Source organism: Phocaeicola faecium (assembly GCF_014837055.1).
Taxonomy (GTDB): Bacteria; Bacteroidota; Bacteroidia; order Bacteroidales; family Bacteroidaceae; genus Phocaeicola; species Phocaeicola gallinarum.
In genome coordinates this window covers 91,523-107,238 of record NZ_JACSPQ010000017.1, presented here as the reverse complement: position 1 = coordinate 107,238, position 15,716 = coordinate 91,523, and the positions used below count along the sequence as shown (strand labels likewise).

The following is a 15,716-nucleotide window of genomic DNA, read 5'->3' as shown; positions in this document are numbered from 1 at the left end:
ATTGATTTCTTGTCTACAAAAGCCTGAAGGAAGGTGGTATTTTATCTACAACAAAAACAATAACTCACTATTAATCAGCAACAAATTATTGTTAACATATCTACAATGGGCAATATTTGGCAAACCACAGTTAAATCAATACTTATCCGAAATATATACCAACGGACATTAACCGAATATCATAAAAATGAACTGATTTAAACTTTCCCGCGTGTCAGACAGAGCAAGAATTTTCTGCCGTTATATCCCCCAAAAACGCTACCGTTAGTGTTGGTCATTTCTATGGGAAGAGTTGCCCGGTTCTACCCATAGTGTTACCCGGTTCTATGGGTAGCGTTTTTTCGGGCTTCTTACCGAGCCGGACCAAATTGAAATAAGCTATTCCGATGAATCGAACAAGAGGAAAAAAGAAGATAGAAAAAACCCGGACTTCCATCGGCTTGATTTTTTAAGGAAGCCAATGAAAATCCGGGGTTACAAGTATGAAAAACGAATGTTAGTATTTAAAGTCCGATGCCTTTACGTATACTTTATAATCTTTAATCTGACCGGGGGCACCTGCTTCGGCACGCGGCAACATGCGGAAGCCTGTTACCTGATAACTCTTACCCAAATCGATAACAATCTGGTGAGGATATGCCGTATTGTCGACGGTTTGCCAGAAGGTGCTTTCCTGCAAGTCGAACACTTTATCGGCTGTACGGTTTCCGCTGCGTGTTTCTTCACTGTCGGCATACATAATTTTCCACGACTCGCGAGAAACAGGTTTTCCATCCGCTCCCAACACGTCCATTTCGGCAACGGCGGCAATGTTTGTTCCGTCGTAATTCGAAGTCGCATCCAAGCAGAAATAACGTCCGGTTACAGGAGCACCAAATTTTACTTCCTGCCAACCGTTACCCTGTGCAAAAGTTCCGCTGTGAACCGGCTTTTCGGCAGCAAGGTTCAAGTTCTGTCCGTCCTTACGATGGGTTTCCGGAGCTTTTTCGCGAAGCATGTCTAAGATGGGTTTCTGCAATCCAACCACTTTTGCTTCTGCCGGGCCTTTCAAATCGAGGACGATGATTTCGTTTTCTCCTTCCTTCAACCAGCATCCCGGCATGAACAGGGTCTGTTGAGGACCGATTTCCCAGAAGCGTCCCATCGCATGTCCGTTTACCCATACCATACCTTTTCCCCATGTCTGCATATCAAGGAAAGTATCTCCGGTCTTATCCAAGTTGAACGTAGCCCGATAATATGCCGGCGCTTCTACCGCTTTGCCGGGTTTGTACGCTTTCTTGCTTACAAAATCGTAGAAAGGAGGCAGGTTATAAACCGTCCAGTTTTTCAGTTCGGTAGCTTTGTCGCCGCTCACTACCTCGACTTTCTTTGTAATACCTTTGCGGTCGTGGATAGACTTGTCGAAGTTCACACGTCCCATAGCTTCTACCAAAATATCAAGCTGCGTACCTTTTTTCAACGCTTCTTTCAGCGGAAGCGTAAATTCACCGTGACGTCGGTCTAAGCGTCCCAGCAGTTTGCCGTCGGCGAAAACCTGTGCCCAGTCATGCACTTCATCAATATGGAGAATCCCACTCAAGTCTTCGGTCAGCGTCGTACGGTAAAGAATGCTACCCCAACCCTGATCAAACATTTCCATCGGTTGGATGTTTTCACTTTGTTTCGGTTCGGGAAGGTTGGCAAAGAGCGGAGCAACCTGCCATTCAGTAATCGCCGGAATTTCAATAACCGGGAATGCTTCGGGAGGTTCGGGAAGCGAAACGCTGTCGGGAAGATACTGTTTCAGCAAATCACGAAGCTGGAAATATTTCGGAGTAGTCCATCCGGCTTCGCTGATAGGAGCATCGTAATCATACGAACTACACATTGCCGAATATGCCGGGTTATTCGCTCCGCCCCACCATCCGAAAGTAGTTCCTCCGTGAGTCATATAAAGGCTGAAAGAAATATTCCGGTCGAGCATGTCTTTAATACCGCTCACCATCGTAGCCGCATCGCGGGTTTCGTGCTTGCGTCCCCAGTGGTCGAACCATCCGCTCCAAAACTCACTACACATTAACGGCGTTTCAGGACGCAGCTCTTTCAGTTTGCGGAACTGCTCGTCAATGTTCGCTCCTGTTCCGAAATTCACGGTCCAAAGCAGATCATCGAGCGCATTATTCGTAAAATTAGAACTCCAATCGCATTGGAACAAAGGAACATCAGTGAATCCCGCCTTTTTCACCATGTCGCGGATAGCCGAAACGTATGGTTTATCTATCCCGTATGAACCATATTCGTTTTCTACCTGCACCATGATGATGTTTCCTCCGCGCGTAATCTGTAAGTCGGCAAGCTGTTTACCCACTTCGTTCATGAAAATGCCTACGCGCTCCATATAGTACGGGTCTTGAGTACGGAGCTGTACATCTTGTTTTTTCAGCAGCCACCACGGTAAACCGCCCATCTCCCATTCGGCACAAACATACGGTCCGGGACGAACGATGACGTACATCCCGTGCTTCTGCGCCAACCGGCAGAACTTGGCAATATCCTTATTCCCTGTAAAATCGAACTCACCCGGTTTCTGTTCATGCAGGTTCCAAAACACGTACAGACAAATAGTATTCATGCCTAACGCTTTACAAGACTGAATGCGCTGTTCCCAATAAGGTTCGGGAATGCGAGGGTAATGAATCTCGGCAGCCTTTACCACGAATGGCTTACCATTTAAAAGGAAGGTATTTTTGCCCACTTCAAAAGTTTCTCCTGTTTGAGAAGACGAACAGGATGAAAGGGCGGATACGACTCCCAATGCGAAAAGCAAAGAAAGCCCGATGCTCAATAACTTTTTCATTTGTATTACGGTTTTATCTGTTATTTTTTAATTGCGAAGGTATGCGGATTACGCTCAGCGAATATGCCGGCATCTCATAATCAAACTTTTCGGATACATTTATCGTACTTTCCTGCGGCTTGGCGTGTTGATCGGCTGGTTTACCCGACAAGACATGCAACACTGCACTGCTGTTTGCCAAACCGGGAAATTCAACCGCAGTTTTGACCGATACGGGAAGCAGATTTACCAGTTTCACGATCAGGTCTCCCGTACGGCTGTCACGAATCACCGATGAAGCAATACGCTTCTGCACATCCATCCGCGTATTGTCAACTTTCCGCTCCGTAGGGATATACGTGTCGCCCGAATTCTGTCCGAACAACTGTTGCGTATAATACCCCACAGTAGGCTTTACTTCCTTATTATTGAAATAAATCAAGTCAGGATTCCATTGCGTATGCCCTTCTTTCGCCAGCAAAGGAGCATAAGAAGTCATCGAAACCACATCGCCGTTCCGTTCTACTGCCGTCAAATACAAAGCCTCAGCCAATGCCGTCTCAATATTGTTCGGACGACCGGGCAAATGAGCAGCATATTCACCTAAATAAACTTTCGATTTGGAACGGTCGTAACGGTCATAATAATCTTGGTTATTGATAAACCATCCCGGCGTATTATAATAATGTTCGTCTACCATCGGTACATTTAAACGTGTAGCCAATTCCCATCCTTCTTCATAGTCGGTTCCTTCATAAAATGGTCCCACTGTTCCGATTACGGTTATCTCCGGATGCTGCGCTTTTATCGCCTTATAAATCATGGTAAAACGCTCTTCAAACACATCTGTAATCAAGTCTTCATTGCCAATGCCTATGTATTTCAGATTAAAAGGTTTGGGATGTCCGGCTTCGGCACGCATTTTTGCCCATTTGTTTTGCTTCGGATCACCGTTGGCATAAGCTATCAGGTCCAGAATATCTTGCACATATTCATCCATTTCTTCCATTGGGATTCCTCCCTGCTGCCCTCCGCTCAAGAGTTTTCCCGGAATGCAAGCTGAGTTTTGGCAGGGTACTCCGGCAGCCAGCACCGGCAGAGGTTCTGCGCCAATATCTTCACAGAACTGAAAATATTCATAATATCCTAATCCCATTGTCTGGTGATATCCCCACAGATTCCTCATGGGCTTACGAGTTTCTAACGGACCTATCGAGTTCTTCCAGCGGTAGATGTTGTCGATTCCGTTACCATGAGCCACGCAACCTCCCGGAAAACGCACGAAGCGCGGATGCAAATCGGCAAGCGTCTGAGCCAAATCAGCACGCAAACCATTCTTACGCCCTTTAAACGTATGCTGTGGGAAGAGCGAAATCATATCCAATACATATTTCCCCTGTTTCTGGGGAGACAGTACCAATACGGCATCATCGGCATCGGCTTGGGGTATCAACACGGCTGTTTGTTTCTTCCAGTTTCGAGAAGCAACCGTTACGACTTCCGAGGCAAGTTCATTACCTTTACCATCTTGCAGGCTAACTCTTATTTTTCCGCTTTTACCCGGCGTACGCGCAAAGACAGAGAAATCATACTTCTCACCTTTACGCACCACAATACCATCGAAGCCGGAATTAATCAACGAAGCTCCGGGAGTTTTCGTATCTAACACTACATAATGCGGATTATTGGCATGAAGCGGCTCAGCGGTTTCAACAGCCATCCTCGTGCCTTCGCCTTTCAACGTCCATGCGTAGGTGGAGTTCCACTCTTGGCGATCGTTCAGACTGTATTCGAAATCGCGGTTTTGAATCAGTTCTGCATATAAACCTCCGTCTGCTCCATAATTAATATCTTCAAAGAAAATACCTATCAGCTTGTCGCTTATATTTTTCGCCGAATCAGGGCAGGCGGTCAGTGTCATATTTACAGTGTTGAGTCCGGCAAACCGTTGCGCATCTTGCTCCGTACGTTCGTCATGCAACTGAGCCTTGTACGCACGGTAGTCGGCAAACTGAATCAACCGGTTGACTTCGCCCCATGCTATTTTCTGAACCGTTCCGTGTTCCTGCGCTCCGTCTATCAGGACACTTTGTGCAGGGTATTGTTTCCATTCTTCCGGAACGTATGTTGCAAACTGCTTATCCGTAAAATACGACTGGCGTTTCCACTTCATCAAATCTTCAGAAGCAGCATGAGCAAACTCTTTCCCGTTTCCGTTCAACTGCCAGATGCAATGCCACACCCCGTTTTCATCGCGGCGGAGTTCGGGCTTCAACATACGTTTTTCCGCGCCCCATGCTCCGTAATCGCACTTTACATAACCGTAACCGTTACCGATGCCGAACCACTTGTTTCCGTCAGGACTCCATGCAAATTTAAGTCCGCTGCGTCCGTCGTCGGATACCGTGGCATACGAAAACAAATAAACTGAATCCGGCTCGTTCATCACATCTTCTACATGTGCCGCTGCCGATGAAGCACAAAGGCAAAAGCCTAAAGCTGCCCAAAGTTTTAATCCGTTCATACCATTCGTATTTTAATAAGATTATAAGGTAGGTTTCACACGCTTGATGGTGCCGTCGGGATTAAACTCCATACGGTCGATACATACTTCGCGATGGATACCCGGCTCGTTTTTCAGATAGTTCTTATTGATGCGGTGATATACGATATACCATTCGTTTGTACCCGGTTTACATACCACAGCGTTGTGAGCCGGCCCATAAATCTCCTGTTCGGGAGATTGGATTAACACAATCGGGTCTTTGGCTACCTTTATTTTACCGAGCGGAGAGTCTGATGTTCCGTATGCCACATGGTAGTTGGGCGAACCCGTATCGTCTACCGACCATAAGAAGTAATACAGTCCATTGCGGTAGAACACGTACGGAGCTTCACGGTAATTGTAATCTTTCAGCGTTCCGCCTTTGGGTGTCATCACCTTCAGAGTCTCTTTTTTTATTGAAACCATGTCGGCATTCAGTTCAGCACCTGCCATATATCCGTTTCCCCAATAAAGGTATGACTTTCCGGAAACAGGGTCGGTAAACACATCTACGTCTATTTGCTGACCTCCTCCAGCCGGCGATTCGGTTACGATAGGATAGCCCATGTCGACAAACGGGCCTGTGGGCGAATCGGCTATCGCTACGCCTATCTGTTTGCCTCCCCCGGTTTTGGGGTTTCCGCTATAATAAAAGAAATATTTATACTTGCCGTCTATTTGTTTTTCCTCGATGGCAGGCGCCCAAGCATTCCCGTTTGCCCACGCTACCTGTGGCGAACGAAGGTCGAGCATAACTCCTTCGTATGTCCATTCTTTCAAGTCGGGCGAAGAAAATGCGGTAAAGTACCAGCCTCCCCATCCCGGCTGACCGTCGGTAGTAGAATAAATGTAATACTTGTTTGTCTGATGAGAGTAAAGCACCTCCGGATCGGCATGAAAACCGGGAAGCGCAGGATTATTGGGAAGTTCGCCTAACTCGGCTGGTTTGCCCCATTTATCGGTGATGCGCTTCAACTCCGCACGTGTAATCGGAATAATTGTTCCGTGGCGCGGATGAAAATTCATCTTTACTTCGCTATCTATTACCTTAAAATGTTTCAGGTCGGTAGTTTCGGTAAACTGGTATTTGCCTTTCATATATACATCATACATCAGTATATATTTATCCTGCCCTATCAATTTAAACGTGCCTGCACCTTCCACAGCTTCTTTGGTTTGCTGTTTGTAATCAGGCTCCTCGGTCCACTGTCCGGACGTAAGCGAACGGGTTGTTGCCACTTTGATGCCGTTTCCGTGACCTTCCGTTTTATAAAACAGATGGTAAACTCCGTCTTTGTACACAATATCCCCGTCGATGCACGACAATTTGTTTTCAGGGATAAACAGTGGTTTCGGCTCGCCTACGAGGTCGGTAAAATCATCGTTAGCATAGGCATAATAAATGACATCTGCCCCACCTTCGTAAAGCATCGACCAATACACCATGTATTTTCCGGCCTCGTGGTCGAAAACAGTTTGAGGTGCCCATACACGTTTCAGCTTTTCCTGCCCCGGATACCGTTTCTGCATGTTGATGATTGAATGCGTCCAGTTAACCAAGTCGGTAGATTTCAACATCACCATAGCACGGTTAGAGTCCCATCCGTTCCCACTTACCATGTCGGTTACCACCATATAAAAGGTCTTTCCATCTTCACAACGCAAGATGTGAGGGTCTCGCACGCCTCCCGTCGAACTGATTATTTTCGAATCGAGTACCGGTTTGTTATCGTTCAGCGCCCAATAAGCGTATCCATCCATGCTCACCGCATAACAGACAGCTTCTTCACTGATATGATTTCCCGTAAAATACGTAAAAAGATAAGCCACGTAGTCTTTTTCTTCTGCCGCACGGACAGAAGTCCCCCACGAAAGGAAAGAAAACAAAAGGAGCAAAAATGCAAATTTGTTCTTCATATATTATTATGTGTTAACGTTATATACAGTTGCAAAGATAAGCCTTCGACAGAAGAATCACAATGGTAAATCATGCAAAAAGCATCAAAAATTCAGCACAAACGGGGTTGAATGAAACAAACCTTCCCAAACAGGCAAAAACCGCCTGAAACGCATCCGCATGTGTTACCCAAAACATGCGGATGCGTTACAGCAAACTAGCGGATGGAATAGGGAAAACATCCCATAGCGTTTTGCCCCCCTTCAAACAGGGTAAAACGAATGTGCGTAATTTAGCTATTCTTTTATTGCGTGCTCCCCGAAAAATAAGTAACTTTGCCCAACCATATATTATATATAAAGTATAACACATGAAAGATACCAAGCAACAGTTTGAACATGTCATGACGGTTTGCCGCGACTTGTTTGCAAAAAAGCTGCACGACTATGGCGCTGCATGGCGCATCATGCGCCCGTCTTCGGTTACCGACCAACTGTTTATCAAAGCAAACCGAATACGAAGCATCGAAGTAAAAGGTGTAACTTTAGTAGACGAAGGAATACGTCCGGAGCTTATAGGTATTGTGAATTACGGAATCATCGGACTTATCCAGTTGGAGCTGGGATATGCCGAAACCGACGATATGGATGAGAAACGTGCATTGGAGCTTTATGATAAATATGCCAAGCAAACGCTTGAACTGATGTTACGAAAGAATCATGATTATGACGAAGCATGGCGCAGTATGCGTACCACCTCGTATACAGACTTGATTCTGATGAAAATATACCGCACGAAGCAGATTGAATCGCTGAGTGGCGAAACGCTGGTATCCGAAGGTATTGATGCCAACTACATGGATATGATTAACTATGCCGTATTCGGACTAATCAAATTGGAATTTGGAGAGTAAACATTTACATAAAGCAATGGTTATAGGAACAAACGTCTGCCGATTCTTACTGGCAGGAACGTTTCTGTTTTCCGGTTTTGTCAAGGCAAATGACCCTTTAGGTACTGTATATAAAGTACAAGACTATCTGGAAGCGTGGGGATTGTTCAGCCTGAGTACCGGTGTTGTCCCCTATCTTTTTGCTTTAGCCATGGGAGTGCTTGAGTTCCTTATCGGCATTTATTTGTTTTTCGGAATCCGCCGGAGGGTAGCGCCTTTACTCACGCTGCTGTTCATGTCGTTCATGACTCCGCTTACGCTGTGGCTGGCTATCGACAACCCGATTTCAGACTGCGGGTGTTTCGGCGATGCCGTTGTGCTTACCAACTGGGAAACCTTTTTTAAAAACATCGTTCTGCTTGCCGCCGCCATCGTGGTTTTCAAGCATAACGACTGTCTGTTCAAGCTCGTAACACGGAAAGTCGATTGGCTCATATCGCTATATAGTGCCGTATTTATCATTTTCTTCTCGCTGTTCTGCCTCCAATATTTACCCATATTCGATTTTCGCCCCTACCACATCGGTGCAAACATTCCTCAAAGCATGGAAATCCCCGAAGGGGAAAAGCCTACCACGTATGAAACCATATTTACGTACGAAAAAAACGGGGAAAAGAAAGATTTTACCATCGAAAACTTTCCGAGCGATACGACGTGGACGTTTGTCAGCTCTCAAACGGTTGTAAAAGAAAAGGGATACGAACCTCCTATTCACGACTTTGCCATAACTTCGATGGAAGACGGAACCGATCTTACCGAAGAAATATTGAATGACAGCAGTTATACATTCCTGCTCATTGCCCCGTGGCTTCATATAGCAGACGACAGCGGCATGGACTTAATCAATGAAATATATGATTACAGCATTGAACACGGATATCGTTTCCTCTGCCTCACTGCATCGACCGAGGAAGACATTGCCGCGTGGCAAGAAAATACCGGAGCCGAATATCCCTTTGCACTCATGGATGAAATTACACTAAAAACCATCGTGCGTTCCAATCCGGGATTGGTATTGCTGAAAAAAGGAACGGTACTGCAAAAATGGAGCGTATCTAACCTTCCGGACGAATATCAACTGAAAGCTCCGCTTGACGAACTTCCTTTCGGACACTTGAACAAAAAAACCACGATACATAAACTGCTGGAAGTGTTTATCTGGTTTATTGCTCCGTTGCTCGTACTTACTGTGGGCGATCTGATATGGCTAAAGATACGCAACCGACGGCAAAAGAAAGAACAAGAAGCAAGCAACTAAAATTTATATATTAACCCTTTAAAAATTAAATAAAATGAGAAAGAACATTGTAGCAGGTAACTGGAAAATGAACAAGAACCTGCAAGAAGGTATCGCTTTGGCAAAAGAATTAAACGAAGTTTTAACCGCCGACAAACCGAACTGCGACGTTATTATCTGTACTCCGTTTATCCACTTGGCTTCTGTAACTCCGATTGTTGACAAAAACATCATCGGCGTAGGTGCAGAAAACTGTGCAGACAAGGCTTCTGGCGCATATACAGGAGAAGTTTCAGCTGAAATGGTAGCTTCTACGGGCGCACAATATGTTATCTTGGGTCACTCTGAACGTCGTGCTTATTATCACGAAACAGTAGAAATCCTTGAAGAAAAAGTAAAACTGGCTCTGGCTAATAACCTGAAACCGATTTTCTGCATCGGCGAAGTATTGGAAGAACGCGAAGCTAACAAACAGAACGAAGTAGTAGAAGCTCAGTTGGCTTCTGTATTCTCTTTGTCTGCCGAAGATTTCAGCAAAGTAATCTTGGCTTACGAACCGGTATGGGCTATCGGTACAGGCAAAACCGCAACTCCCGAACAAGCTCAGGAAATCCACGCTCACATCCGTTCTTTGGTTGCTGCTAAATATGGTCAGGAAGTAGCAGACAATACTTCTATCTTGTACGGCGGAAGCTGCAAACCTTCAAATGCAAAAGAATTGTTCGCTAATCCGGACGTTGATGGCGGTCTGATTGGTGGCGCAGCTTTGAAAGCAGCAGACTTCAAAGGCATTATCGACGCTTTTAAATAATAATTCTAACCATCCCGCATAGGAAAGAAGAGTCCGATGAATGTTTACATTTGTCGGATTCTTTACCTGAGCGGTAACTATTATCAATAACCACATCATATTAATCGTTCCGGTCATGATGAAAAATCTTCTGATTCTTGCGTTCTTGCTTACGGCAGGCATGGCAAACGCCCAGCAAAGCATCGTGGAAAGTTTACAAATCCGCCAGCCCGGAGAAGGTGTCGTAACCATCCATCAAGACAAACAGATTACCAATCTGATAGGAAAACGCTATATACCTACCAGTACGGCAGAACCGCAACGCACGTTAAAAGCACGCGGGTTCCGTGTACAAGTTTATGCCGGGAACAACTCCCGTCAGGCACGTAACGAGGCGAACAGAGTAGCCCAAAAAGTAAAAGAAGAATTTCCTGACATGCCGGTATATACCTATTTCCAACCACCTCGCTGGCTATGCCGGGTGGGAGACTTTAAAAGCATGGAAGAAGCACATGTAGCCATGCGGAAACTGAAAGGTACGGGAAACTTTAAAGAAGTATCCATCGTACGCGAACAAATTAATATTCCTTTAGACTAATGATTACGATGAACCAAAATCCAATGGAGTGGAATGAAGAGAAAATAAGCAAACTGATGGGGCATTACAAAGAAATATTGTCCCTGCTGGGTGAAGACCCTGAGAGAGAAGGATTAATAAAAACTCCTGAACGGGTAGCCAAAGCCATGCTGACACTAACGAGAGGTTATGAAATGGACCCCAAAGAGGTATTGAATGCTGCCAAATTCAAGGAGCCATACAGCCAAATGGTCATCGTTAAAGATATAGACTTCTTTTCCATGTGCGAGCATCATATACTGCCTTTTTACGGCAAAGCACACGTGGCATACATCCCTAACGGATACATTACAGGACTGAGCAAAATAGCCCGCGTGGTAGACATCTTCTCACACCGCCTGCAAGTGCAGGAACGCATGACGTTACAAATCAAAGAATGTATTCAGGAAACGTTGAATCCATTAGGTGTAATGGTGGTGATAGAAGCCAAACACATGTGTATGCAGATGAGAGGAGTAGAAAAACAAAACTCTGTAACCACAACTTCTGACTTCACCGGTGCTTTCAACCAAGCCAAAACCCGCGAAGAATTCATGAATCTGATCCGTGCCCGTCATCTCTGATCCGGGCATCAGATAAACAAAAACCCTAAAACGACAAAAGGCCGGATTTTAAATCCGACCTTATTATCTTTTGCAAATAAAGCAGTTATTAAGCCAATTTTGTGATATGTACAGCCAATTTTGACTTCAAGTTAGCAGCTTTATTCTTGTGAATAATGTTACGCTTAGCTAACTTATCCAAAATTTTCTGCACTTTCGGATACATGGCAATAGCTTCTGCCTTGTCAGTTGTAGCACGAAGTTTCTTCACTGCATTACGCATGGTTTTTGCATAATATCTATTGTGAAGTCTTCTCTTTTCGTCTTGTCTAATTCTCTTAATAGATGATTTGTGATTTGCCATCTCGACTAATCTTTAATATTGTTCTTGATTTTGTTTATTTTGTAGCCCGTGGGGGAATCGAACCCCCCTTTCAAGAATGAAAATCTTGCGTCCTAACCGATAGACGAACGGGCCAAGCCTTAAGCCCAGAGGAAATCCCTCTTTTTGAAACGAGGACACACATCTCTCGTTTGCGGATGCAAAGGTAGTAAGTTTTTTTATTCCGCCAAAATATTAAAGGTTTTTTTTATACTTTCTGTATGTCAAGGCTCAGAAGAACATGTTTGAGCGGGCGGGATTACAATACATTGAAGTGTTTCAGTGCGTTCAGTATGCCGTCATCGTCTACCGAGGTCGTCACATAATTTGCCGCGCTGCGAACCGGTTCTGCCGCGTTTCCCATTGCCACGCCCAACGCCACATGGCGCAGCATCGGAATATCGTTGCCCCCATCGCCGAATGCCATTGTTTCGCTCAGGTCAATGCCGTAATAAGCCAACACGCGGTCGATGCCTTCGCTCTTGCTATTCCCCCGCACGATTATATCGGCAAAGAGAGGATGCCAGCGCATGGGTACACAGTGTGTCAGCACTTCTGAGAAAAATTTCGGTTCTTCGCTTTCGCCAAAATAGCCCATTATCTGCAACACGTCTTTATTACGCATCGCTTCGGCGGACATAAGCGGGGGAACTGATACTTCGAGCAGACGGGACACGTTTTCCACATCGTCATTAATATGTGTAATATACCATCCGCTTTCGTCTACAAAAACGAACGGGATTTCCGGATAGCGGCGACAATAGGATGTGAGGCGTTCGATATCGTCTTTGGGAATACAGTTCTTATAAATGTCTTGATGGTCGGCAGTGAAACAGTGCGAACCGTTCAGGGTAACATAACCGTCGAACTCAAGGTCGCCCACAGCCTCCATCATCAGCATCTTCGGACGCCCCGTAGCGATAAACACTTTAACGCCTTTTGCGCGCAACAGCCTCAACGCTTCGCGCGTAGACGCAGGTACTTTATGGGTTTTAAACGAAAGCAGTGTCCCGTCCACATCAAAGAAAATTGCTTTTACCATAAGAAAAAACAGCTTTAGATTCCGCTGCAAATTTACCACAAAATCCGTTATCCGCAATGTGAGCGATGGGAATAAAATGCCAAAGCATTTTGCCGCTCCACTACACGTTACGGGCGGTAACAACATGCTCAAAAAACGCATGGGGTAGAACCGTAAAAAACTACCGCATGAACCGGCCAACGCTATGGGATGCGCAGGCAAACACATGCGGTAGTTTTTTACGGGAGGTTCAGGTACTTGTTTTACAATAAATTGTATCTTTGCATACACATCAAAAAAAACAGGAAAAACGATGGACTATCAGTTTCATAAAATTGCCGTAAAAATAGGCAGCAATGTATTAACACGCCGCGACGGGACGCTGGACGTTACGCGGATGTCGGCACTGGTCGACCAAGTGGCAGAGCTTCATAAGGGGGGCGTCGAAGTGGTGTTGGTTTCATCGGGAGCGGTTGCTTCGGGACGCAGCGAGGTGAAGCCTCAACGCCGGTTAGACAGCGTGGAGCAGCGTCAGCTTTTCTCCGCCGTGGGTCAGGCAAAACTGATTAACCGTTATTACGAACTCTTCCGCGAACATGGCATCACTGTGGGGCAGGTGCTTACCACGAAAGAGAGTTTCGGCACGCGCCGACATTACCTGAACCAGCGGAACTGTATGCGGGTGATGTTGGAAAACGGGGTTATCCCCATCGTCAACGAAAACGATACCATCTCCGTCACCGAACTGATGTTTACCGATAACGATGAGCTGTCGGGCATGATTGCTTCGATGATGGACATGCAGGCGTTAATTATTCTGAGCAACATTGACGGTATTTATAACGGCTCTCCTTCCGAACCGGGTACGTCGGTTATCCGGGAGGTGGAACAGGGCAAGGATTTGTCGGACTACATCCGCACAGAGAAGTCGGGTTTCGGGCGGGGCGGTATGCTGACCAAAACCACCATTGCCCGCAAGGTTGCCGACGAGGGTATTACGGTAATCATAGCCAACGGAAAGCGAGACAACATACTGCCCGACTTGCTGCTGCGCCCCGACGAAACGGTACACACGCGGTTCATTCCCGCATCGGAAGAGGTTTCGAGCGTTAAGAAGTGGATAGCCCACAGCGAAGGCTTCGCCAAAGGCGAACTGCACTTGAACCAACATGCCACAGAGGTTATCCGGGGCGACAAGGCGGTGAGTATATTGCCCATCGGGGTAGAACGCATCGTAGGCGACTTTGAGAAGGATGACATCGTAAAAATAATGGATGCCGAGGGGCAACCTATCGGTGTAGGACGTATTGCTACCGACTCGGCAGAAGCCCGCAAACAGTTGGGTAAACACGGTCAGCGTCCGCTGGTGCATTACGATTATCTGTATTTGGATTAACTGAGCTTGCATTAAGAAACAGTTTTGATTTTACTCAATAATTTATAATGCGAATCAGAAATTGGCTTCCTGATTCGCATTAAAAAATAAATTGATGGATAGTTTTCAGTTTCTTTTCAGAATTGCATGATAAGTTTGCCGCAGAAACATAAAAAGGATTGGGTTATGAAAAAAGTATCTTTTTGGACACTGTTAATCAGTGGAATGCTCACATTGGCTGCATGTAGCAATGACAATGAGCCTACAAACAACGATGGTAACGTGCCACAAGCTGTATTAGACGATTTCCAAACCCGATTTGGAGATACACGTGCAAGCTGGTCGATACAAGACGGATATGCCGTTGCCAACTTCACGGATGACGGAGGAGAAGCTACGGCATGGTATGAACTGAACAGCGCAAGCTGGGGAATGACGAAAACTGAAATCCCGTTTGCTTCGCTGCCTGAGGCTGTGAACACAGCGTTCAGTAGCAGTACTTACGCATCGTGGACGCACGACGACACCGTGGATGTATTGGAAAGAAACGGCGTTCCCACTCTCTACGTGATTGAAGTGAATAACGCCGGATTGGAATTCGATATCTGCTACACAGAAGATGGCATTATGATAAGCGAAGAGGTGGACTCGGACGGCAAGCCGAACGACTACACAGGTTACCTGCCTCAAGCTCCGACAACCGGTATCAACAGTTGGATAGAACAAAACTATCCGGGAGCGAGAATCGTGGATATCGACAAGGAAGATAACGGAACGGAAGTGGAAATCATCTATGACAACTCAAAGTATGAAATCTGGTTCGACAAGTCGGAAACATGGCAACGGACTAAGAGAGAATACGGAAAGCGGAATATCCCCGATGTAGTAACGACGTTTGTCAATACTAATTATCCGAACTACCGAATCGATGATGTGGACCAATACTTCACACCAGACAACACGGAAGGATATTACTGTATCGAATTAGAGCAAGGCGACCGCGAACATAAGGTTTATATGGATGCAGCCGGCAATGAAATCCAACGTCCGGTAAGCGACATCCCCACCGATGGCGGAGACTCGCAAGGTACGCTCAAAGGCATTGAGAATGTACTGAATGAAAAGTATCCGGGCTACCGCATCACAGACAGAGATTTCGACGACGGACTGATTGAAATAGAAATCCGCCATGACGGTAAAGAAAAAGATGTATACTTTACCCACAGCGATGAAACTTGGGTATATACCAACTACGACATTCGTTCAAGCCAGCTTCCGGAAGCAGTTAAGTCAACGTTGAACAACAAGTACGGCACACATTCTTACCTTGACGAAGATGCCGAATGTTACGAAACACCCAAAGGAACTTACTATGAAGTAGAAGTATGGGATGAGATGGATGTCCTTCTTGATGAAACCGGCGAAATCCTTCGCATTGACGATTAACGATTGAAAAGTCATTACTGACATACGAGGTTGATACCTCAAATCATTCAGGCACGGATTACTGAGATACACGT

The 15,716-nt window shown here is 45.7% G+C and carries 12 protein-coding genes and 1 tRNA gene; 7 read left to right on the top strand and 6 right to left on the bottom strand.

From position 1 onward, the window contains the following. Positions 1-496: 496 nt before the first annotated feature. From H9626_RS11670 to H9626_RS11660, 3 genes are read right to left on the bottom strand one after another with little or no spacing between them, the layout of a single operon-like run. On the bottom strand, positions 497-2,839 hold the full coding sequence (locus H9626_RS11670) for a beta-galactosidase (protein ID WP_191710565.1): 2,343 nt from the start codon (positions 2,837-2,839) through the stop codon (positions 497-499). A gap of 13 nt (positions 2,840-2,852) precedes the next feature. After that, on the bottom strand, positions 2,853-5,342 hold the full coding sequence (locus H9626_RS11665; protein WP_191710564.1) for an alpha-L-arabinofuranosidase family protein: 2,490 nt from the start codon (positions 5,340-5,342) through the stop codon (positions 2,853-2,855). A 21-nt stretch (positions 5,343-5,363) separates the two neighbouring features. Then, positions 5,364-7,280, bottom strand: a complete 1,917-nt coding sequence (locus H9626_RS11660) for a glycoside hydrolase family 43 protein (protein ID WP_191710563.1) — start codon at positions 7,278-7,280, stop codon at positions 5,364-5,366. Positions 7,281-7,630: 350 nt separating this feature from the next. On the opposite strand from H9626_RS11660, the gene H9626_RS11655 reads away from it, so the two are divergent. From H9626_RS11655 to folE, 5 genes are all read left to right on the top strand, one after another. Further along, a complete protein-coding gene (locus tag H9626_RS11655; protein ID WP_178256758.1) occupies positions 7,631-8,173 on the top strand; it encodes a DUF1599 domain-containing protein in 543 nt (180 codons plus the stop codon). After that, complete coding sequence (locus H9626_RS11650; protein WP_191710562.1) at positions 8,163-9,470, top strand: BT_3928 family protein; 1,308 nt, start codon at positions 8,163-8,165, stop codon at positions 9,468-9,470. Before H9626_RS11655 ends, H9626_RS11650 begins: the two co-directional genes overlap by 11 nt. A 34-nt stretch (positions 9,471-9,504) precedes the next feature. Then, positions 9,505-10,260 carry a triose-phosphate isomerase gene (gene tpiA / locus H9626_RS11645; protein WP_178256760.1) on the top strand — a complete coding sequence of 252 codons (756 nt, stop codon included), beginning with the start codon at positions 9,505-9,507 and terminating at the stop codon, positions 10,258-10,260. 118 nt (positions 10,261-10,378) lie between these two features. Next, positions 10,379-10,837, top strand: a complete 459-nt coding sequence (locus tag H9626_RS11640; protein ID WP_178256763.1) for an SPOR domain-containing protein — start codon at positions 10,379-10,381, stop codon at positions 10,835-10,837. 23 nt (positions 10,838-10,860) lie between these two features. Continuing rightward, the gene (gene folE, locus H9626_RS11635) at positions 10,861-11,439 is read left to right on the top strand and encodes a GTP cyclohydrolase I FolE (RefSeq protein WP_410553936.1); all 579 of its coding nucleotides are present in this window, start codon (positions 10,861-10,863) and stop codon (positions 11,437-11,439) included. A gap of 88 nt (positions 11,440-11,527) precedes the next feature. Here the strand turns inward: folE and rpsT are convergent, their stop codons facing one another. The 3 genes from rpsT to H9626_RS11620 form a co-directional block, all read right to left on the bottom strand. Then, positions 11,528-11,782 carry a 30S ribosomal protein S20 gene (rpsT, locus tag H9626_RS11630; RefSeq protein ID WP_178256762.1) on the bottom strand — a complete coding sequence of 85 codons (255 nt, stop codon included), beginning with the start codon at positions 11,780-11,782 and terminating at the stop codon, positions 11,528-11,530. Between the two features lie 42 nt (positions 11,783-11,824). Beyond that, positions 11,825-11,896: transfer RNA gene (locus tag H9626_RS11625), tRNA-Glu, on the bottom strand. A 163-nt stretch (positions 11,897-12,059) separates the two neighbouring features. Beyond that, a complete protein-coding gene (locus tag H9626_RS11620) occupies positions 12,060-12,842 on the bottom strand; it encodes a Cof-type HAD-IIB family hydrolase (RefSeq protein WP_178255537.1) in 783 nt (260 codons plus the stop codon). Positions 12,843-13,134: 292 nt separating this feature from the next. Between H9626_RS11620 and proB the strand changes: the two genes are divergently transcribed. Further along, complete coding sequence (proB, locus tag H9626_RS11615; protein ID WP_191710561.1) at positions 13,135-14,217, top strand: glutamate 5-kinase; 1,083 nt, start codon at positions 13,135-13,137, stop codon at positions 14,215-14,217. A 165-nt stretch (positions 14,218-14,382) separates the two neighbouring features. After that, positions 14,383-15,642: a PepSY-like domain-containing protein gene (locus H9626_RS11610; protein ID WP_191710560.1), complete on the top strand. Its 1,260-nt coding sequence runs from the start codon at positions 14,383-14,385 to the stop codon at positions 15,640-15,642. Positions 15,643-15,716: the final 74 nt, after the last annotated feature.